General features: G+C 64.6%; 19 protein-coding genes and 1 pseudogene. 6 read left to right on the plus strand and 14 right to left on the minus strand.

Features of this window, described 5'->3' with window-relative positions:
- Positions 1-16: 16 nt before the first annotated feature.
- A complete protein-coding gene (locus tag VN461_18620; GenBank protein ID HXB56784.1) occupies positions 17-481 on the plus strand; it encodes a nuclear transport factor 2 family protein in 465 nt (154 codons plus the stop codon).
- Here VN461_18620 and VN461_18625 read toward each other — a convergent pair whose 3' ends face one another.
- Together VN461_18625 and VN461_18630 are read right to left on the minus strand one after the other, a co-directional pair.
- Positions 482-2,056 carry a DUF362 domain-containing protein gene (locus tag VN461_18625; GenBank protein ID HXB56785.1) on the minus strand — a complete coding sequence of 525 codons (1,575 nt, stop codon included), beginning with the start codon at positions 2,054-2,056 and terminating at the stop codon, positions 482-484. It lies immediately after the preceding gene.
- 428 nt (positions 2,057-2,484) lie between these two features.
- A complete protein-coding gene (locus VN461_18630) occupies positions 2,485-3,375 on the minus strand; it encodes an MBL fold metallo-hydrolase (protein ID HXB56786.1) in 891 nt (296 codons plus the stop codon).
- Positions 3,376-3,937: 562 nt separating this feature from the next.
- Here VN461_18630 and VN461_18635 point away from each other — a divergent pair.
- The 4 genes from VN461_18635 (at position 3,938) to VN461_18650 (ending at position 6,089) form a co-directional block, all read left to right on the plus strand.
- The gene (locus VN461_18635; GenBank protein HXB56787.1) at positions 3,938-4,336 is read left to right on the plus strand and encodes a MarR family winged helix-turn-helix transcriptional regulator; all 399 of its coding nucleotides are present in this window, start codon (positions 3,938-3,940) and stop codon (positions 4,334-4,336) included.
- A gap of 8 nt (positions 4,337-4,344) precedes the next feature.
- Entirely contained in the window at positions 4,345-4,539 is a 195-nt protein-coding gene (locus VN461_18640) for a hypothetical protein (protein HXB56788.1), read from the plus strand.
- A gap of 29 nt (positions 4,540-4,568) precedes the next feature.
- Positions 4,569-5,057: a DinB family protein gene (locus VN461_18645; protein ID HXB56789.1), complete on the plus strand. Its 489-nt coding sequence runs from the start codon at positions 4,569-4,571 to the stop codon at positions 5,055-5,057.
- Positions 5,058-5,264: 207 nt separating this feature from the next.
- Positions 5,265-6,089 (plus strand): MBL fold metallo-hydrolase, encoded by an 825-nt coding sequence (locus VN461_18650; GenBank protein HXB56790.1) that lies wholly within the window; start codon positions 5,265-5,267, stop codon positions 6,087-6,089.
- A 74-nt stretch (positions 6,090-6,163) separates the two neighbouring features.
- Here the strand turns inward: VN461_18650 and VN461_18655 are convergent, their stop codons facing one another.
- From VN461_18655 to VN461_18670, 4 genes and pseudogenes are all read right to left on the minus strand, one after another.
- The gene (locus tag VN461_18655) at positions 6,164-6,607 is read right to left on the minus strand and encodes a VOC family protein (GenBank protein ID HXB56791.1); all 444 of its coding nucleotides are present in this window, start codon (positions 6,605-6,607) and stop codon (positions 6,164-6,166) included.
- A gap of 283 nt (positions 6,608-6,890) precedes the next feature.
- Positions 6,891-7,805 carry an ankyrin repeat domain-containing protein gene (locus VN461_18660; protein HXB56792.1) on the minus strand — a complete coding sequence of 305 codons (915 nt, stop codon included), beginning with the start codon at positions 7,803-7,805 and terminating at the stop codon, positions 6,891-6,893.
- Positions 7,806-8,307: 502 nt separating this feature from the next.
- Positions 8,308-8,597, minus strand: a pseudogene (locus VN461_18665) (YciI family protein).
- A 24-nt stretch (positions 8,598-8,621) separates the two neighbouring features.
- Positions 8,622-9,287, minus strand: coding sequence for a dihydrofolate reductase family protein (locus VN461_18670; protein HXB56793.1), 666 nt, complete (start codon positions 9,285-9,287; stop codon positions 8,622-8,624).
- Between the two features lie 878 nt (positions 9,288-10,165).
- Between VN461_18670 and VN461_18675 the strand changes: the two genes are divergently transcribed.
- Positions 10,166-10,546, plus strand: a complete 381-nt coding sequence (locus VN461_18675) for a DUF2255 family protein (GenBank protein HXB56794.1) — start codon at positions 10,166-10,168, stop codon at positions 10,544-10,546.
- Positions 10,547-10,642: 96 nt separating this feature from the next.
- On the opposite strand, the gene VN461_18680 is transcribed toward VN461_18675, so the two are convergent.
- From VN461_18680 to VN461_18715, 8 genes are all read right to left on the minus strand, one after another.
- The gene (locus VN461_18680) at positions 10,643-11,122 is read right to left on the minus strand and encodes a VOC family protein (GenBank protein ID HXB56795.1); all 480 of its coding nucleotides are present in this window, start codon (positions 11,120-11,122) and stop codon (positions 10,643-10,645) included.
- 309 nt (positions 11,123-11,431) lie between these two features.
- A complete protein-coding gene (locus VN461_18685) occupies positions 11,432-12,730 on the minus strand; it encodes an SUMF1/EgtB/PvdO family nonheme iron enzyme (protein ID HXB56796.1) in 1,299 nt (432 codons plus the stop codon).
- A gap of 202 nt (positions 12,731-12,932) precedes the next feature.
- Complete coding sequence (locus tag VN461_18690) at positions 12,933-13,205, minus strand: UBP-type zinc finger domain-containing protein (GenBank protein ID HXB56797.1); 273 nt, start codon at positions 13,203-13,205, stop codon at positions 12,933-12,935.
- A gap of 22 nt (positions 13,206-13,227) precedes the next feature.
- A complete protein-coding gene (locus tag VN461_18695) occupies positions 13,228-14,139 on the minus strand; it encodes a DUF5996 family protein (GenBank protein ID HXB56798.1) in 912 nt (303 codons plus the stop codon).
- Between the two features lie 578 nt (positions 14,140-14,717).
- Positions 14,718-15,635, minus strand: coding sequence for a hypothetical protein (locus VN461_18700; GenBank protein HXB56799.1), 918 nt, complete (start codon positions 15,633-15,635; stop codon positions 14,718-14,720).
- Positions 15,636-15,944: 309 nt separating this feature from the next.
- Complete coding sequence (locus VN461_18705; GenBank protein ID HXB56800.1) at positions 15,945-16,271, minus strand: PilZ domain-containing protein; 327 nt, start codon at positions 16,269-16,271, stop codon at positions 15,945-15,947.
- A gap of 91 nt (positions 16,272-16,362) precedes the next feature.
- Positions 16,363-16,977 carry a LysE family translocator gene (locus tag VN461_18710; GenBank protein ID HXB56801.1) on the minus strand — a complete coding sequence of 205 codons (615 nt, stop codon included), beginning with the start codon at positions 16,975-16,977 and terminating at the stop codon, positions 16,363-16,365.
- A gap of 193 nt (positions 16,978-17,170) precedes the next feature.
- Positions 17,171-19,310, minus strand: a 2,140-nt coding sequence (locus VN461_18715; protein HXB56802.1) for a hypothetical protein, incomplete at its 5' end; no start/stop codon positions are given.

The raw sequence follows: 19,310 nt of genomic DNA on the forward strand, positions 1-19,310 counted from the left end.
GAGGGGAGACCAACTTATGAGCAAGCACGCCGCCATCGCTCCTGACGAGGCCGCGGATCGCCTCGCCATCCGGGAGCTCGTCGAGGCCTACGCACACTGCGCCGATCGGCGCGATGCTAAAGGCCAAATGGCTCTGTTCACCGCGGACACCCACTTCGCGGTGTACATGAACGCCAACGATCCGAAGCCGTCACAGGACCTGCACACGCGGGAGGCGCTCGCTCCGGTCTTCGCCGAGCTAAGTAAGTACGCTGCCACCACGCACTTCGTCGGCCAGAGCACGATCTCCACGCTGGCGGCCGACCGCGCCAGCGGGGAGGCCTACACCCTGGCGCACCACGTCACGGTCGATGGTGGAACGCGGCGCTTGATGCTCGCGTCGCTGCGCTACCTCGACACGTTCGTGAAGAGGGACGGCGCGTGGCTGTTCGCGGAGCGCCGGCTCTATGTCGACTGGCTCGAAGAGCGCGCTCTCTCGTGACTACTCCGGCCCGGTATAGAGCTCGATCCCTTTGTCTGTCCCGAGGTTCCGGGAGTACTTTTTGTGGACGGCGTCGTTCCAGTGCTCGTGGACTCCGAGGCTCGTGAGCCGAGTTCCGTCGCCCTCGGGGTCGTAGACCGTCTTGGACGGGGGATTGTCGGCCAGCGCGGCCTCGCGCATGTAGTCGTCGCAGTAGGAGAGGTCCGCGAGATTCGGCCACTCCGACCGCAGGAAGTCCAGGGATACCGAGTCGAGGGCTACGCCGTCCTGGGATGCGAGCAGGCTCGCGGGCCATTGGCCGTTGAACGGCGGCATCTTCCACTTCAAGTGCGGTGGATCGTCCACGAGGTCGTTGGCGTAGAGCGCGTCCATCAAGAACAGCACCGTCTTCTCCCCCATGTCCTTGTGTCCCAGGAAATCCGTGAAAGCCGAGTAGCTCGGCGTGCCGTCCCGCTTGGGGCCGAAGCCGTTGTGCGCGTTCTTGTGCCAGTCGGGATCGATACTGGTCAAACCAAACAGGTTCTTCGCCGAGAGGGTGACGCCGCTGGACACGTGCCCCTTGAGAACCGATGCGTCGATCAGATAGGTCGCTTCGAGCGCGGCGGTCGCGATGCCGGTGGCATTGCCGCCGGGACTCGAGAACGGGATGGCGCCCAGCTTGAACTCGGCCTTGATCCGGCCATCGCCGCCGATATGGTCGACGAACACGACGTCGGGATACGAACCGTGGACTTTGTCGTACAGGTTTGAAGGCACGAAGCGGCTGGGGTCCAGGATCGTGATCGCGGAAGGCTTCAGGCCGACGACACCGACGAGCTCTTTCACGAGCGATAGCGTCAGGTGCGGCGACGTGTTCAGTCGGGGAATGGTGTTGTGCCCCGTCGTGTTGTTGAGGTTGACCTTGATGGCGATCTTCTCGCCAGCCTTGTAGCCCGCGTTCCCACGCCCATGTGTCCGGTTGAAGTGCCGGAAGAGCGCGTCCCAGGCCTTGGCATCCGTCTTCTGGTTGGTCAGCCACTGGAGGGAGTGGGAGAGCATGCCGTCGATGGCCGCCTGGTCGTTGTAGGCATCCTCCCACCAGGAGCCCGTCAGCTCCCAGTGCACGGCCTTGGGGTCATGCACCCAGACCACGCGGCCGGGGACGATGCCTCTACCGATGCCGACTGGCTCCAGCGGGCCGTCGAACAGCACGTAGGGCGGTTCGGTTGCCGCGTGCGCGCGGAGCAGGGCGGGAAAACTCGTCAGCGACCAGGCTCCGCCCGCGACCGCCGCAGCCGCCGCGAGGAGCCACGCCGATCTTGATCGGCCCGCCACCGAGAGAGCGCGAGCCTTTCGGAACAGAACCGCCGGCGCCGCGAGGCTCGCCAGCCACGCAAGGAATCCCGCCGCCAGGGGCGCTGCTGCCCTCTGGCAGGGATAAGTCGCGCGAGTCGGCTTGGGCACCACACGGATCAGGAACCAGGCCAGGGAGGCGAAGCCCAGAATGGTCAGGGGCCGCAGGTCTCGTGTTCGCGGCGACGGCGAAGGGATTGGCCGTCCGGTCTTGGGGCACGTTCGATTAGCGTCTTCCATCATGCACTCCTCTAGTGCCGAACATCCCGCATGCGCTCGTGAGCACAACGAGGCCGACGACCTCGGGGTTCGCCCACCGCTGAGCGTGTCGATTCGTGGGCTTCGTAAGAGTCTCTCGGCCAGGCGTGTAGCTTCAGGGCGGCCAGCAGGCCGCGAGAGAGGCGGCGGCCTTCCCCCGCGGCGCAGTTCTCCTCCACGCGACCCGTCTTCCCCATGCCCGGGAACGCGGTGGTCACGGCGTCATGGCTGGCCCAGAACCAACGGTCGTGCGGCCAGGGGCAAGGTAGTCGTGTCGCCTCAAGTGATTCAGCGACTGGTGGGCGTGGGGTTCTGCAACGGTAACCATTGCGATGCATCCTCGTAACTCCTTGACTACAAAGGATGGGTCGCAACACTTTGCCCTTGGTTACGCGAGGGTTGGTTCTGCCCCTTCATGGGAGGGCAATCACGCTGCCCACGCCCGCATACACGTAATCACTTCCCCAAGTCTTCTGGAACAAGGCGAAGGCGGGTTCCCCGGTGCAGTGCCCCGGAGCCAGCCTCTCGACCTTGAAGCCGTCGTGCAGCGCCGTAGCGATGCGAGAAACCTCCTCGTCCTTCGCCGTCGGGAGATGGAACCCGCCGAACACAAGGCGCACCCGCTTGTCGATCCCGGTCGCGGCCTCGACGATGCGCTCGATGCCGGGATGTGAGCAGCCCACCACTAAGACGACGCCTTCGGGCGTCCGGATAGCCAAGGAGAGCTCGCGCATCTCCTTCGTTCCGGGAGTGTCCGAGACCGTCGAGATCAGGAACATCGCTGGCCCGATCTCTTGGGTCTTGTCGATGTGCTCGAACCTGGCACCCACCCACGCCGTGCCAAGAACGATCCGCTCCGGCGGGTGGTCGCCGAAGTAGCGCATGTGCTGCGGGAGCGTCGGGTCCCTGCGATAGAACGTGCCGGGCACGGACGTCCCGAAGACGCCGCCCAGGACCTCCTGGGGGACGTAGATCTTCACACTTGGGTTCACGGACAGCAGGTGGCTCAGTCCTGCGGTGTGATCGAGGTGGCGATGCGAGATCACCACGAAGTCGACCTTCTTCAGGTCAATCCCCGCCGCCTTCACGTTCTGGGCGAAGAGTTCCGAGTCGTTACCGGTGTCGAACAGCACTCGCTTCCCGTCGTACTCAATGAGTGCCGAGAACCCCCAGTCCTTCTTCATCGCGGCGTCCTTGCCGAACGCGTCGTAGAGGATCGTCACCCGGTTGGTCTGCTCGGCTGCGAGCAGCCAGCCGATGGACAGGGCAAGGACGACGCCGGTGAGCCAGAGCTTGCGCACCATATCGACCTCCGTGCGTGTGCGGCGCGCCCGCGAAGCTACCACGTTCCCGGGGAAAGGGCCAAGGCCTGCACTCACAGGACCAGTTGGCGCACAGCAAGGGACATTCTGCGCGATCCTCGGAGCGCTTGACCGAACGCGACCCCCTGCAGCCGGTTGCGACCAGCAGAGCCTGCCCAAGGCTATCGGACCTGCCCAGCCGTCGGTTCGTGGTACCGTGGCATCCTGACTCCCCCACATGACGGGCGCGGCCTCGAAACGACTCCCACGTTTCTTGGACGCGCTACGAAACATCAGCCTTGGGGGTCGCGTCCACAACCACCACAGAGCCCCCCTCAGGGTCCCCCCCGATCGGGCTTCGGATAGGGGGCCCGTGCAGCAGCGAAAACCGCGGACGGCCGCGACTTCCTTGTTACAGCCGCCAGGGCTTGACAAAGGCGTATCTACTCCTATGTTATGTGTAGATACGCTTATGACACGACACCCCGAACAGACCGCCGGCCAAGTCGCCCCACCCCCATCGACCCGGTGCAACTGCGCGGCGTTGCGCGAAGCGGCTCGCTACGTGACCCAGGTGTACGACCAGCGCCTGGCGGCGGCGGGCTTACGGAGTACGCAGTTCTCGATCCTCGCGCGGCTCAAGGAACTCGGACCGACAACAATCAACGCCCTGGCGCGCGCCATGGTGATGGACCGCACGACGCTGGGACGAAACATCCTGCCGCTCCAGCGGAGACGCTTGATCCTCGTGAGGAGGGGTGGGGGCGACGCCCGGCGGAAAGAGCTGCATTTGACGACGGCGGGCCTGGCGCGCGTCGAGGCCGGCTTCGATGGATGGGCCAAAGCGCAGGCTCAATTCGAAGAGACGCTGGGCAAGGAGCGGGCCTCGCAGTTGCGCGAGCTGTTGCGCGCCGTCGTCCGCACGGATTTCCGCGCCGAACCCGGCCCACGAAGCCGCCTTTGATCAGCGTCTTGAAGAACAAGCAGATTGCCGGCGCGCCCATCGACGGATTCGCCATTGAGCCGCTGCCTCCATTTCGCGCCTTCCGGACGCAGGACAACGTGCTGGCAACGCTGCATATCGCCTACGTATCGCCTGGCCTTTACAAGACGTTCTACGAGGACACCGCCGCGAATATTCGGAAGTGGCTCGACACGAATAGATGAGAGGGAGTGGCCGAAAGGGGGAGGGAACTATGGGAAACGAAGGCGCTTATGTAGCTCTGGCACTGAAGGTGTGGAAGGCGCAAATTGAACGAGCGGACAAGCTTTTTGGAAGCCTTTCATCCGAGGAGGTCCAGCGGGAAATAGCGCCGGGCAGGAACAGACTGCTTTACTTGTGGGGGCATCTCACAGCCGTACACGACGCGATGCTGCCGTTGTTGGGACTGGGAGCGCGGCTCCATCCGGAGTTTGACGCCGCCTTCGTCTCCAATCCCGACAAGTCGCAGGCCGCCACTCCTTCGCACGAACAGGTTCGCCAGGCATGGGACGCCGTTAACAGTGATTTGCGGAAGGGCATCGAAGGAATGGCGTGGTCCGACTGGCTCCAGCGGCACACTGCCGTATCGGAAGACGATTTCTCCAAAGACCCCTCGCGCAATCGCTTTGCCGTCCTGCTGAGCCGTACGAGCCATCTGTCCTATCACCTCGGCCAGGCGGTCCTAGGATTGGCCAAGTCGTAGGCTGTCGCTTCAGAAAGGGCGCAAAGTATGCGGTCCGCAAAGGCAATAACGACTTCAAGACGGGAGTTCCTCTCGGATGCTCTCGGAATCACTCTCGTAACGGCCTCGACTTGGCCAATGCACCAAGCCCCTTCGATGCACGAACAATCCGACAGCGGTGCCTCCAACTCCGGACGTACAACTCAAGAGAGATCCCTGAGGTGGGACGTGTTCTTGGCGCCCAGCATACCTGCCATCACGAGCGATCTGCCTCCAGGTGAAAAAGAGCGGCCGTGGCCGCCGATTTCGTCAACCCTTATTTCTGGGGAGCGGGACGCTGTCCTGATCGACACCCCTATTACGGTCGAGCAGGCTCGGGCCCTGGCGAATTGGGTGGTGGCGAGGCGCAAGAATCTGACGACGATCTATGCCACCCATGGCCACGGCGATCATTTCTTCGGCACCAGTACAGTTCTGGAGAGATTTCCGGGTGCCCGTTTCGTCGCGCGGCCGGAGGTGATTGAGATCATGCGCCAGCAAGCATCGCCAGAGTCTCTCGATACGTTTTGGAATCCGCGCTTTCCCGACCAGATTTCCAGCCAGCTTGCGATCGCGGAAGAGCTGACTGGAAGCGTCATTAAGCTGGAAGGCCACGACTTGGTCAGTGTGCCACTCGGATTCACCGACACTGCTAGCACGACCTGCCTTCACGTTCCATCAATCGGTTTGATCGTTGCCGGTGATGCCGCCTACAACGGAGATCATCTGCATCTGTCAGAGTCGCCAGATCAGCAGAAGCGCCAAGAGTGGATTGCTGCCCTCGACAAAATGGAGTCGCTTAAGCCACGCGCAGTAGTCGCCGGGCACAAGCGCGTCGGGAACGATGATAGCCCTGGGATCATTGGAGAAACCCGGCAATATATCCGCGAGTTCGAGCGCCTTGCCATGCAGACGACGACCGCGCGGGAACTATATGACGAAATGCTCAAGCTGTACCCTGATTGGATCAATCGAGGTGCGCTCTGGAGTTCAGTGCGTGCTATGAGAACTTAACGAATCGGAGCGTCTCGGGCTGTCCAGTCGAAAACAGGGGCTAGATCAGAGTGGGAGTCGGCGTCGCGCCAGGTCTACTTCGGCATCCTCTTCATGACCTCCTCGACCGTGAGGGTCTCCTTGACCGTGCTGAAGTACCAGATGTGGCCGAACGGGTCCTGAAAGCCTACATTGCGCTCGCCGTAGAATTGATCGGCCACGGGCCGTATCACCGTCGCCCCCGCAGCCTCGGCCCGCTTGGCGAATGCATCCACGTCCTTGACGTACACGGAGACTGTCACCGTTGTCCCGCCTAGCTGCTGCGGACTCCGCATCCCCGACTCCGGACTCTCGTCGGCCAGGAAGACCGGGGCGCCCTCGATCTGGATCTCCGCGTGCCCGATCTTCCCGTCGGGCATCGGGAACCGCATTGTCTCCCCCGCCCCGAAGGCCTTCTTGTAGAAGTCGAGAGCTTCCGCCGCCCCCCGGATCATGAGGTAGGGGATGGCGGCCGCGTGGTAAGTGGGGTTCTTGCTCATCGTTCCTCCTTCTTTAAGCCGAGACGCGCTCCGTCACGACTCATCGGGCCTACCTTGCTCTCCCTCGTCATACTTATGGCAGACGACGACTAGCCGGCCTCAGGCCCGACGTTCCTACGTTGATCTCACGACGTCAAGCTTCGTGCTGCTCGGATCCGCAATGGTTGCGGCCGTAATGGGATCGTGGAAGACCGTCATGGGCTGGCCGCCCGCGACGGCGAGCCCGACTCGAAGGAGCGGTACCGGCTAGCAGAACGGCCGCGGGTCCGACAGAGTCCGCACGTCATCGCCGGCACTCGCACGTCCACGCCCTAGGGGGGCACCCCGTGCAACCGCGCATGCAAGCGCCGCCGCATGTGGCCAGCAACGTGGCGGCTCGCTGATCGATGTAGTACGCGGGCCCGTCGGCCGCCGAGTTGCAATCGATGAGGATGACGTCGCCGCACTCCTGGATGAACTTGCAGCTCCTGGGTGCGTCAACGAGGCCGAGCCGCGCGAGCAGCTTCGACTCCTCGGCGGTGAGTCCCCGTGGCTCGCAGGCCGATCTCGCGAGCGTCGGCGGCGGCGTCACTCCGCCGCGGGTGAATGCCTCGGCGGCCGGCTCGTTGCCACTCCTCCGCGCCGCCTCGTAGGCCGCGAGCACCTTGGGCGACTGCGTGTCCTTGACGTGCTTCATCATTTCGGCGACCGACCCCGGCCGCCCGGCCAGCGCTGCGTCCATTAGAGCGCTGCCCATCGCGGCACCCTCGGTCGGGTTGGCCCCCGCCTCGAGAAGGACCCGGACCGATTCGAGGTCGTCGCGGCTCGCGATGGCCCGCAGCGCCTCGGTCGGATCGCCTGCACCGCGCTTCGACGCGAGGAAGGCGAGCGTCCTGGGCATGCGTCGCGGCGCGAGGTTAGCCAACAGGCTGGGGCCGGACTTCCCAGAGGAGCGTTCGAACCTGGCCCCATGCTCGTCGAGCAGCTTCGCCACCTCGAACGCATCCGCGTCTGTGCACCCACTCCTGCCGGAGGCGAGCCAGCGGATGATCGGCTCTCCCCGCTCGTCTGTGGCATTGACGTCGGCACCGGCTTCGAGCAGCTGGCGCGTGACCTCGACCTGGCACCTAGAGATCGCGATCATGAGCTTCGTCGCCCCCGAGGCGGCCGCGGCGCTCGCGAGCGCGGCGGTGCTTAAGAGAAGCGCGATGACCCTCATAGTTGCCTCCGGGGCCCTTCTTGTGCGTCGCACCAACGCGTCGAGCCGATCCAGACGCTTCAATGATACGCAGAATGGCCCGTCAGGAATTGCTTTCGTGTGCAACCCGCGGGGCCCATTGCGGCGGTTGTCGTCCATGGCTTCAGTAGCTGCTCGCAGAGCCTACGGCTTTGCGTAGGGGCTGCGCGGTTCGGCAAGATCCGCGCTTCGGCGTAACCCGTTGGTACCCCGAATGAACGGTCGGTGCGATTGGCCACCGTGAACATGCAGGCAACATACTGGATGGAAGGGGCAGCCGCCGCCCTGCCCCTCTCTGCCGGCCTCGGGACGTGGAAGGAGATCGGACATTTGGGCTTCCCACCTCCCTCTCGGGGCCTCGAAGGCCCCAGGGCGGGTGACTACAGCCCCCCCGCAGGGGTCAGGTGATGAAATCCGGCTATGGACAACTCACCCCTTCGCTTCGCGTCCGTAAATGACTCTTACGCTCGGATAGGCTCTCGGCGCAGGGCCTGGCCCACTCGACTGCCTCGTCCAGCGACTTCATTTGCCAGATCGAATGTCCGCCGACGAGCTCTTTGGTCTCGGCGAAGGGACCGTCGATGAGCGTCTTCTTGCCGCCCGCGATGTGCAAGTGCTTGCCTCTGCCGCTTGGGTGTAGTCCCTCTCCGGCGAGCATGACACCGGCTTTGACGAGCTCCTCTCTGAACTTGCCCATCTCGGCGAGACCTTCTCGTCTGGCATCATCCCCGCCTCGGACTCCTTCGTGGCCTTGACGAGCACCATGACTTTCATAGCGCTCTTCTCGCTGGCGTAAGGCTATTTCATCAGGACGACGTGGGTGGCGTGGTCCGTGGAGGCGTGCTCCGTGCACTTGTAGCCGAGGCCCACCGTATCGATGCCGGCGAGGAGGTGCTCGCCCCTGCCCAGAAGCACAGGGGAGATCGCGAGGTGGATCTCGTCGATTAGCCCAGCGGTGAGGTACTGGCGAATGGTGGCAACGCCACCGCCGAGTCGGACATCCTTGCCGTGGGCGGCCTCCTTCGCGCGTTCTAGAGCGGCATGGATGCCATCGGTCACGAAGTAAAAGGTCGTTCCGCCCTCCATCCTGATGGGCGAACGAGTATGGTGGGTACACACGAAGACGGGGACGTGGTAGGGCGGGTTTGTGCCCCACCATCCCCTCCAACTGTCGTCGGACCAGGGGCCCCGCACGGGCCCGAACATGTTGCGGCCCATGATCCAGGCGCCGATGTTCTTGAAGCCGCGCGCGGCGAAGTCGTCGTCGACGCCTTCTCGGCCGACCTCGTCACCGATCAGCGATGCAGCGAAGTCGACGGCCATTTTCTGGAACGTCTTCGTGCCGAAGACCCACTCGTGCAGTGCCATCCCTCCGACGCCCATCGGATTGGCCAGAGCTTGGTCGGGCCCGGCGCCATGACCATCGATGGAGATTCCAAATGCGTTTACCCGAAGCCTCGACATGAGCTTAATTCCTTTCCGTACAGGGCATCGCCCGCGATCCTCCTGACACCGTTCTTCTAAAGTGGCGACGAACGAGCCAGCGCCGCATCGACAGGCCGACGCATGTCTTTCACTGGATGGGCGTCACATAAAAGCGCAGTCTATTCCATGTGTTAGATGACCCCGGGCGGGCGGCCCGACGCTTACACGACTGCGAGCGTCGTGGTTCTGCCGAGAGCGTAGTTGGTGGCAACCCGATGCCGACCGCCCGGAGCGCAGCGTCGGAGGCGAGCGCCGGGAACTCGCGGCGATCGTCCGGGGTGCCGAGCGCTGAGCGTGCGACCTCGGCGAGGTCGGTCCGGCCGGCGCCGCCGTTGTCGCGCTGCTGAGGGCTGCAAGATGGGCCCGCACGCGTTCAGTCTACGATTTGACGGCCCCGCTACACCAGCCTAGAAGAGCCAGCCTCTCCACGGTCCTCCCCTTCAAAGCCGCCCTCCCGCGGGGAGAGACCGAGCGGGAAGACGAATCCCTGACCTAGCGCTCTTGCGCATGCGTCGTGGGCATCCGCTTCAGCCTCTCTGGAGGAAGCCATTGCCCTCGAATCATCACGCCCAGCGGCTGCTTCAAGCTGCCGAGGTCCACAAGCGGATTCGCCTGGACGAGGAGGAGATCGGCCGCTTCCCCACGCTTATCGTACCGAACTCAAGCTTCTCTACCGAGAAACTGAGCCGGCACGACGGTCGCCGTCCGGAGCGCTTGAAAGGGCGTGAGACCGATCGTCACGAGGAGCCGCAGTTCCCACTCCTCGTCGATACGGGCTTCCCGTGGGCGAGACGGGTTGCAAGGCAGCGCGGGCGGACGCTAGTCTTTGCCCGAGCGATTGACTCGGGAGGCGAGCCATGGGGATCGGGCGCACGTTCGGAGCCGCCATCCGGGCGGCCATCAGCGACGGGCAGGTCCTGGGCATCCGGGCGGGCACAAGGACCCACCGCTTCATCCGCATCTGGGCCGTCGTGGTGCAAGGCCGCGTGTTCGTCCGGTCGTGGAGCCTGAAGCCACGGAGCTGGTACCGCACGTTTCTCGAGGAGCCGCGCGGCCTCATTCAGGTCTCTGGTCGGGAGATCCCGGTCCGCGCCGTGCGGACGAGGAGCGAACGACTGAAGGATTTGATCGATTCGGCCTACCTGGAGAAATACCACACCCCGGGCGCGGTCAAGTTCGCACGGGACCTGGGCCGGGCGAAGTCCAGGGCGACGACCACGGAGCTGGTGCCGAGGTAGCGGAACCTCAGGGATCGCCAGGCCACGGCTGCGCGCTTCGTAGCGCGCCACTGCGATCGCGCGCCGCCTCAGGTGATTGAGACGTTCGTTATTGAGCTATGGGGGCGTATAAAAATCGACAAGATTTCCGTCCGGGTCACGGAAGTAAACGGAACGAGTTCCCCAGGGCTGGGTGGTAGGCGGCTTGACCCAGATTTTCACAGAGCTCTGCAGTCTTCGGTATTCTTGATCGACGTCGGTGACCCTGAATTCTAGGACCATGCTCTTGTTCTTTGCTGCTTCCGTCGAGCCGGGAATGTACTTCTCTTGAGCCTCCTCCGAGAAAATCGCCAGCACTCCAACGCCCGTCGGAAACTCCGCATAATCTTCACTGGACCACTTCGCTCTCATGGCCAGGATGGGTTCGTAAAAATCCACAAGGCGTTTCACGTTGTTGGTAATCAAACATGTATTTATCAGTGTCGGGTCGTGGCCAGGGTCCGGCGGCAGGCTGTGGGGTCTTTGAGGACTCGATGACCATCCAGCGGTGATCACCGCTAGCAAAACTGCCGAAGACCAGACGTGATGCGTCGTCATCACGATTTGCTCCTCGCTGGATTCAAGAGCTGCTCACCGCTTCAGCTCAACACAGGTTGTCGCGCTCCTGAATCGGTTCATCCGCACTTTCGGTGCTCGCGGAGGTCGTGTGCTTGGACTCAAGCGACTCAGAATCACAGTGTTGCAGATCGGAGGCCCTTGCGGGGCTCACGCTACTCGGCAGCCAGCCTTCGAGGCGAGCTAAGTTATTCACCGTCTACCAGATGAGTGTCATCGGGGCGCTTTTCAGCACCGCGATGGAAGAACGGATTCAGAGGCCGGTGGGGTTGCTCTAGCACCGAAGGTGGCTCAGGAGGTCACGGTCCGGAACTTGGCGTAGGGATACGGGTAGCGAGAGCGGTACCAGTTCCGAAACGTCCGGCGCACCAGCGCGGCGGCGGTCGCCGGCGAGGCGCCCTTCAACACGTAGTGGCGACCATCGAAGAAGTCGGACGAGTAGGCGGGATAGGAGGCCATAGGCTCGAATCCGGGAAAGCCGTGGAATGGCGTCGCGGTCCACTCCCAGCCGTTTCCGACGAGCTCCTGGACGCCGAAGGCGCTCGCTCCCGCCGGGCACGAGCCCACGGGCCACGGATCCCAGGACACGAAGCCGAAGTTGCCGTGGTGCCCAGGCCGGGGGGCGTTGTCGCCCCAAGGATGGGGGCGTTCTCCTCCCTCGGGAGACCCGAAGGCGGCGCGGTGGAACTCCGCCTCGGTCAGAAGGCGGCGCCCCCGGAAACGACAATATGCCGAGGCCTCCGCGTGGCTGACGTACACGGGCCAGGAAAGCGGCAGCGGCACCTCCTCGAAGAGAGCTCGCCAGGACCAGCGTCCTTGTCCCCGCTCCCAGTAGAGCGGCGCAGCCAGGTGGTGCCGGGCGGACCAGGTCCAGCCTTGGTCGTCCCAATGGCGCCGCTCCTGATAGCCCCCCGACTCCACGAACTCCAGATAGTCGCCGTTCGTGACCGGGAGAACGTCCACCTCGAAGGTCGGAACGTCGACCACCTGGCGGGGGAACTCGTTGTCCCAGCCGAAGCGAGGCGGGGAGGGATCCGCGCCCAGCGTCGCGCAGCCGGAGGGCACTCGGGTGGCCCCCCCGGCACAGATCGCATCCGACTCTAGACGCGGCCTGTCGCCCTGAGGCCGCAGACGCTCCAACGGAAGCCGGTGAAGCATGTAGAGGAGCGTTTCCTGGTGCATCAGCTCGTGTTCCAGGATCGTCCCCACCGCGAGCGCCGCGCGGGCGCCATCCGCCGCCAGGGCGTCCTCGACCGCACGGTCGGCGAGGCGCGCGAACTCCTGGACCCGAGCGCGCTCCGGCCAGGCTCTTGGCGCCGGCTCCGCCGTCTCCTCCTCCGGATCTATGCCCCGTTCGAAGAGCACCTCGAAATCGGCGTCGATTCCGGGCCTACCCAACGCCCATTTGACCAGCGTGTTCAAGGCGAAGGCGGGGAGATGGCCCTCATAGAAGACGATCGGGTGACGGAGCGCGATGGGCCGCTGGTAATACGCGTCCTCTCCCACCACTTCCTCCAGCAAACGCCGGGTGCGCTCGCGCGTGGCCCGGAACAACTCGCGGCGGCTCGGTTGCTCCCGCAAGATCGTCACCCCTCGCCTCCGTCTTTTTCGGCGGGCTCAAGCCCCGGCCATAAGCGTCGACTCAAGCTGATCATGCACAGGGGCTGCGCCGGGCGTGCGCCGTGGCGCTGCAGCGAAAGTGTGAATCGCGCGCCCGATCGGCTCACCAGGTCTCGGGAAATGAATTCACCTCGGTGCGTGGCGTGGCTACTCGCCTAACTGCCTCGTGGCCTCAGTACTCGACAGCAGCGTCGTCCGGGTAACAGTACAGCCAACGCTCGCCCGGCTCCGCCGAGCACACCACCGGGTGGCCGGACGCCCCCGCGTGCTTGCTGGCGTGGCGGTTCGGCGAGGAGTCGCAGCAGCGCGTGCCACCGCAGTTCTGGCAGGTCCGCAGGTGCAACCACGTACTCCCGATCTTCACGCACTCCTCGCACTCCCGGCGCTTCGCCTTCTTGATGTCCTTGACGCTCTCGATGTGGGCACATCCTCCGTCCGCGGCCATCTCTAAGACCCTCCTTCCCGCGTTACGGCGACGCGGAGCGCTCGAGCGCCGGACGGTCCCACTTCGCGAGGCTCGCCCCCGCCTCGTAAGTGGTTTGAAGAAACTCGAGCAGCGCTGCCCGGGGATCCGGGGTGGAGCGCATGTCGTCGTAGCGGTAGATGAACTCCTTCATGTCCGCGCTGTAAAAGGCGGCGCCGGGCCCGATGCCGGCCGCAGACAGGCCCGCGGGCTCGGGCGCCGCGTAGGCATAGAAGGCTGGGCCATCGATGGCGCCGCCGCCCGGCCACCATCCCGCGCTGTTGCACTCGTGGGAATACGCCTCGCGCGTCATGGCGTCGGCGCCGGGCCGGGGCGGCGCCGGACGGCCCGAGAAACGGGTGACCGCGAGGTCGAAGCTTCCCCAGAAGAAATGCACGGGGCTGCACTTGCCGATGAAGCGGGCCCGGAACTCTCCGAGGATGGCGTCCACCCGCACGAGGATGCGCCAGAAGCGCTCGACGGCAGCGGCATCGTAGGCGCCGGCGGTGTCCCCGTCGAAGCGGATGGGATCGGGCACCTCCACCGGCATCGGCCAGATCCGGGCTTGGATGCCGAGCGCGCGGAGCGTGGCCATAAAGCGCTCGTAGAACTGGGCAATCGGCTGAGGGGCGAGCGGAATCAAGCGTCGGTCGCCGTGGCCGACGTCGATGCGCAGCACGTGGTCGACGAAGTCGAAGTCGATCGTGCAGGCTCCGGTCCCGACGGGTATCGCCATGGTGGTGAGCCCGCGGGCATTCAGGTGGAGGGTGACGTTCCAGAAGTGGTTCGTGCGGGGCGTTAGCGCGAGCTGGACCTTGCCCACCATCTGCGTCCACCGGTGCAGGGTGCGGTAGGTGTCCTTCCACTCGGCAAGGGGCAGGGCCGGCCACTTGTCGGTCAGGTCGGCGGGGCTCATCCCCGGTCATCATGCGCGAAGGAGAACATGGCGGCAAGCGGGGGTGGAACGAGCGGGAGGGCAATTGCGGTGCCTCGAGGTACGACAGTGGTTCATAACCCACGAGGCCGCCGGCGACCATACGCCAGTCTCGAGCGTCTTTCAACGCCACACGGCGCGGACGGTGCAGCCCATCGCGGCACATCTCTCTCCACAACGCTACAACACCCTGCCGTGGGTTTCAGCCAACCTCGAGGCGTCGGTGGCGGAAATTGCGGCTTCGCTGGGCTTCACGGACCAGAGCCATTTCACAGTCGTGTTCCGGAAGCTCATCGGGATCACTCACGGCATCTGGCGGCGCGAGCGCCAGCCCAACGGCAAGGTCCAGGCCCGGTCAGGGCCTTCACACCCCACGACCGAGTTCACCCGTGTCGGCCTGGAGTCGGCAATGTCCGGTCTGCGCAGGCGTCCCAGGGGCTGCGCAATACGCGGGTGGGGGGCCGAAAGGCCTGACGGGCCAGCCTGGAACCCACACGCTCGAGTTCTTGCGGGGCGGGCTTATGCGCCTCCTGTCCCTACCCTTTTGCCGTGAAAAGCGCTCAACGGCACTTGAACTCGGTCACCTCGTGGAGCAGTCGCTCATCGCTTGCATCGTGGTCCTTGTCGTGCCCCAGCTTGTCCAGGACCTCTCGCGTGACGCGGAGGTGGAAATCGCGAATCTTGCCGAGTTCGGCATGGCTTTGCGCTGGAATCCGGGCCAGATAGTCCTCACCGTGCGGGCTTTGGCTCCAGTCGTTGCCCGGGAAGGCGGCACCCCCCTGGAAGAGTGACGGTAGTCCATTGACGATCGGAGTGTATTCGACGCCGAACTGCGCCGCCGCCTGTACGTAGCCGGTGATGAACTCCGCGTCCGGCACAGCGGACTCCAGCGAAAGGTACGCGCGGCCGTATTGCGTGTAGCCGCTGGTGTCGGTTACGAAGATCTGGGGATCGATACGGCCGACGGTATCGAACAGGGCCGCCGATCGCTCGAGCGGCGGAGGCGTGCCGAAGTTCAAGACCACGTAATTCGCTGGAAAGTCAAAGCTGGCCGTATTGTCGGCGTCGAGCAGGAACGCGCTCCCCTGTGACAAGACGTACCCGAGGCTGTCGGTCAACACCTTGATGTCGTCGATACTAGCCGCGTTTGGGCCGCTGTCGATCACGGTGTAGACGTAGGCCGGATTGGTATGTCCCGCGAAGCCTCCCGCGCCGACCTCGAAGTGTGTGTTCAGGCCGTTTATCGTAGTGATGGAGCGGGTCGTGGAGAGCGCGTGGATCACCCGGTCCACGATGCCGCACTGAAGGAGGCGCGCGGCAAAGGCCCCCCGAACATCGAGGGGCTGGTCTCTGAGCAGCTGGGTGTCGATGACTGCCGGGTTGGCGATCGGTTCGACCGACCCGTAGGTACTGGCCGTGGCCGTGCCAAGAAACGAGAGCGAGAGAACCGTGCCGAGAAGAGTGGTCGCCGCTTTCATGCCCCTGCCTTCCTTTCCGATTTGCACCTAGGGATCTGCTCCAACGCCGCCGCCTCGGGGAGTATTGGACGGATCGCGGCCCCTCGAAAGCGTGTGAACTACAGCGAGAAACCCTATGTCCCAGAGGGACGCGTGTCAAGGACCGTCTCGAGGACCGTCTCCCGAAGGTAACTCCGCTTGGAGCGTCTATGGGACATCACGCGATGGCCTCCGCTGGTGGAAACGTGGCTGGGGACGATCGGAATGATCCGAACTAAAGACTCTTGCCGTACGGTTCGACTCCGACGCCCTCCGTACCCCGAGGCTCGACTAGCCTGGCGAATGGAGTGCCACGAAGGATTCGATCCGAGCCAGCGTGAACGGAGGCAACGGGGCAAAGAAGATGGCCAGTCTGTGCGCGCCTTCGACGTGCGTGACCCTAACGACCTCGCCCCGCACGAGTGTCTCCCCGCCCGTTCCGGGCAGCTCCAGAACTACCTGAAGGGGCGTGCCGACGGGAAAGGCCTCCGTCGTCTCGATGAGAGCGCCTAGGCGGGACAGTGATTTGAGTTGTGCGGCGAACGAGCACTCCCCTCGCCGAACACGGACTGGCACCTCGACCTCTCCTCGGGGGGCTCCGCGGCGGTCGCTGGTCATCTTGTTTCAGCCCGGTGGGGACTTGCTGCTGCCGAGTCACGCCGTCATGAGCGCGTGCGAGGTCCTCTCTCTCCCCCACATCGGATGAACGTCAATCGTGCCTTGAGCCCGACAATGCGGTTGCCAAGCCCAGAGTGATGTAGGTCGACCCGGCCAGGTACCTTCCCGACCGAGCCAGGCCGGTACGACCCTTCAGCCAGACGGCGGCCGTGCTGGCGGCGAGAGCCCACGCCGAGTCCGTCACAATCGCCATAGTGACGAAGGTCATCCCCAAGAAAAGTACCTGGGGGACCAGGGATCCTTGGGGGTTAACGAACTGCGGAAGAAAGGCCAAGAAAAACAGAGCCGCCTTTGGGTTAAGAGCATTGACAACTGCGCCCTGCCAGAAGATTCGCCGAAGAGACTCGCGGGCGGGAGCCGCCTCCGCAACCTCAGTGCCGGCGCTTAGGAGTTTCTGTAGTCCTAGCCAAATCAAGTAGGCGGCGCCCGCGTACTTCAAGACACTGAAGGCGAGCGCTGACGACGCGATGATCGCGGAAAGGCCCAAGGCGGCTGCGGTCACGTGAAGGAGACCGCCAAGGCCAATTCCGAGGGACGAGACAAGCCCCGCGGTGCGACCCTGGCTCAGGCTTCTAGCAACGATATACGTGACAGCTGGCCCCGGCGTCATGAGGAGAATGAAGGCTGCAACCACGAACAGACTCATCGCGGCACTGCTTGGCATGAGACCTCCCCGCCCCAGAGGAGACTCTAGTCTCTCACGATTGGTCGGCCAAGAGGCTACCGCGAGGACGTAATTTGCCCGACGGTCGCTGGGATCTGACGCTCGCCGACGTTCGGAGCAACCTTGGGGCCGACCAGTAGTCGCGCCTCGAGAAACTGACTCTCCCCCCGACCGACTAGAATGCGAACCCGGCGCGGGCGTAGATGCCGTTGTGTCCCTCGCTCCGCCCGTAGGAGACGCTCAGGGTGTTGGCGCGGTCGAGCCAGGCGAACCAGAGCCCGCCCCCGTAGCCGGCGTGCCACTTCGTGGAGGTCTCAAGGCTGTAGTAGACGCGACCCACGTCGCCAAAGCCGAGGATTCCCCAGGACCCGGGCAGGAAGATGTGGAATTGCGAGATGTAGATGCGGAGGTCGGCGTTTCCGTAGATCGCGGCGTCGCCGGCGTACCGGTGGCGCTGCAGCCCCCGCACCGGCTCGTCTCCCGCAGACGGCCCAAACCCGCCCAGCCCCCCGCCCAGGTAGGCTGCCTCGAAGTAAGGGTAGTTGCCGAAAACCTTCTTCCCGCCCGCCCGCAGGGCCAAGGTGGGGGCCTTGTCACCCCCGGGGGTCAAGTAAGCAGCGGCCCTTCCCTCCACCGAACCAAACGTCTCCAATACGTCCCAGGCCTTGGGCCAGACCTGGCCCGTGACGCGTACCTCCGCCCCGCCCCGGGGGTAGCCGAGGCTCCGGAAGGCCATGCCCCCCGGCGCCTTGGACGCCTCGACACGGGTGTCCAGCTCCAGGGTGCCCGTGCCCCCGACCTCACCAAAGTCTCCGTACCCGTACGGCCGCTGCAGGTTGATGAGGGCGAGGTCCTGCTTGTGTTGGCTGGAGCCGTACTTGATGGTCGGGCCCAGGGAGAAGGTGAGGTCCTTAGCGATGGGAATGAAGACGCTGGGCGTGAAGCCGTACTGCAGCTGCCTGGACTTGAAGACATCGGAGTTCTGGTTCCCGCCGTCTCCTGTCTCGTTTCCGAAGCCGAAGAAATGGCTCGCCTCGACCCCGGAGGCAAAGGCATACCAGCCCACGTAGACTCCCCGGTTCTCGAACCGGAACTCCGCCTTGTAGTCGGCCCGGAACGTGCTCTCCGCCGTGGCCCAGGCGGCGCGGATGATGTGGCGGCTCGAGTAGGGCTCCTTGCGAAACCCGAAGGCCTGGGTGTCAATCCCGCCCCCGATGAGGGCGCCGAGGTCGCTGCCGTACGAGAGCCAGGGGACAAAAAGAATGTCTCGCCCCCAGTCCCGGGGTGGGATCCAGGAGGCGTTCTTGGGGGGTAGCGGGGGGGTGTAGGGCTGGCGGTCGAGGTGAGAGCCGGGCCCCGGGAGGAGCTCGCCCGATCCGGTGTCACTGAGCCGCGTGCCCCCGCCCTTGGTATCGTCCACCACCGCATGGCCGCGCCCTCCGATCACGCGCACCGTGATGCTGTTGGGCTTGCCCAGCGTGACGACGCGGTCGTTGCCGCCCTCGAGGTAGATCTGCACCTCCTGGGTCTCGCCCTTGTGCAGGGTGCGACGGAAGAAGGGCTCCCCCGTAGGCTTGCCGTCCTCTCCCTGCCGCCAGACCTGGACGAGGGTGTCCCCGTTGTCGAGCCGCTTGACCTCTACGTACTCCGGCCCGTCGGTCAGGTAGACCTTGACCTTGTCCGCGATGTACTCGTAGAAAGCCTCCGCCCCCGCCACCAGCCGGTCGCGCCGGCCCTTCAGGTCGTGGATGAGCCGCGCCCCATCGATCTCGAAGTACTCGGGGGGCATGCGATGGGCCGCTTTCTCGATCGCTTCGTCCGTGATCTGAGACTTGAGCTCCTGGGCGACCTCCTTCCAGACCGGCCGCTCGAGGCCAGCCAGGAGCTGACGGTCCTGGTCCCGGCCGTTCCAGGTGAGACCCTCCATCCCGGGATAGTGGTCGCTGTAGTTCTGGAGGATGGGGACGCGGGGCCGGGCGAGCGCGAGAACGAGGCCTTCATAGCGACAAAACGCCTGGTCCCGGTCGTCCGGGATCGGCTGCCAGAGCTCCTTCTCCGGGAACTTCGCCCAGCGCCACTGGTCGCGGTGCCGATCGAAGTCCCCGATCATGATGTCCAGAAGGCGCGCCTTCAGCAGGGCCCGGGCGTCCGCCCGATCCTTGGAGTCTGTTTCCATCCGCTTGTAGAACACGTCGTGTTTCAGGACCTCCGTCGCGCCCTGGAAACCCGGGTTCTTGTCGGACTTGGCGCCCGGATACTCGTAGACCTGGCCCACCAGACCCGCAAAGTCCTTCCGGAACTCCCCCAGTGCCGGG

It is taken from the genome of Vicinamibacteria bacterium (assembly GCA_035570235.1).
Classification (GTDB): Bacteria; Acidobacteriota; Vicinamibacteria; order Fen-336; family Fen-336; genus DATMML01.

Bases quoted from the DNA above. Each gene is read 5' to 3' on its own strand.
- VN461_18695 (HXB56798.1), bottom strand. From the start codon at position 14,139: ATGAGCCCCGCCGACCTGACCGACAAGTGGCCGGCCCTGCCCCTTGCC.
- VN461_18675 (HXB56794.1), top strand. From the start codon at position 10,166: ATGGGGATCGGGCGCACGTTCGGAGCCGCCATCCGGGCGGCCATCAGC.
- VN461_18645 (HXB56789.1), top strand. From the start codon at position 4,569: ATGGGAAACGAAGGCGCTTATGTAGCTCTGGCACTGAAGGTGTGGAAG.
- VN461_18705 (HXB56800.1), bottom strand. From the start codon at position 16,271: ATGACCAGCGACCGCCGCGGAGCCCCCCGAGGAGAGGTCGAGGTGCCA.
- VN461_18690 (HXB56797.1), bottom strand. From the start codon at position 13,205: ATGGCCGCGGACGGAGGATGTGCCCACATCGAGAGCGTCAAGGACATC.
- VN461_18630 (HXB56786.1), bottom strand. From the start codon at position 3,375: ATGGTGCGCAAGCTCTGGCTCACCGGCGTCGTCCTTGCCCTGTCCATC.
- VN461_18660 (HXB56792.1), bottom strand. From the start codon at position 7,805: ATGAGGGTCATCGCGCTTCTCTTAAGCACCGCCGCGCTCGCGAGCGCC.
- VN461_18620 (HXB56784.1), top strand. From the start codon at position 17: ATGAGCAAGCACGCCGCCATCGCTCCTGACGAGGCCGCGGATCGCCTC.
- VN461_18655 (HXB56791.1), bottom strand. From the start codon at position 6,607: ATGAGCAAGAACCCCACTTACCACGCGGCCGCCATCCCCTACCTCATG.
- VN461_18625 (HXB56785.1), bottom strand. From the start codon at position 2,056: ATGATGGAAGACGCTAATCGAACGTGCCCCAAGACCGGACGGCCAATC.
- VN461_18700 (HXB56799.1), bottom strand. From the start codon at position 15,635: ATGAAAGCGGCGACCACTCTTCTCGGCACGGTTCTCTCGCTCTCGTTT.
- VN461_18680 (HXB56795.1), bottom strand. From the start codon at position 11,122: ATGACGACGCATCACGTCTGGTCTTCGGCAGTTTTGCTAGCGGTGATC.
- VN461_18710 (HXB56801.1), bottom strand. From the start codon at position 16,977: ATGAGTCTGTTCGTGGTTGCAGCCTTCATTCTCCTCATGACGCCGGGG.
- VN461_18670 (HXB56793.1), bottom strand. From the start codon at position 9,287: ATGTCGAGGCTTCGGGTAAACGCATTTGGAATCTCCATCGATGGTCAT.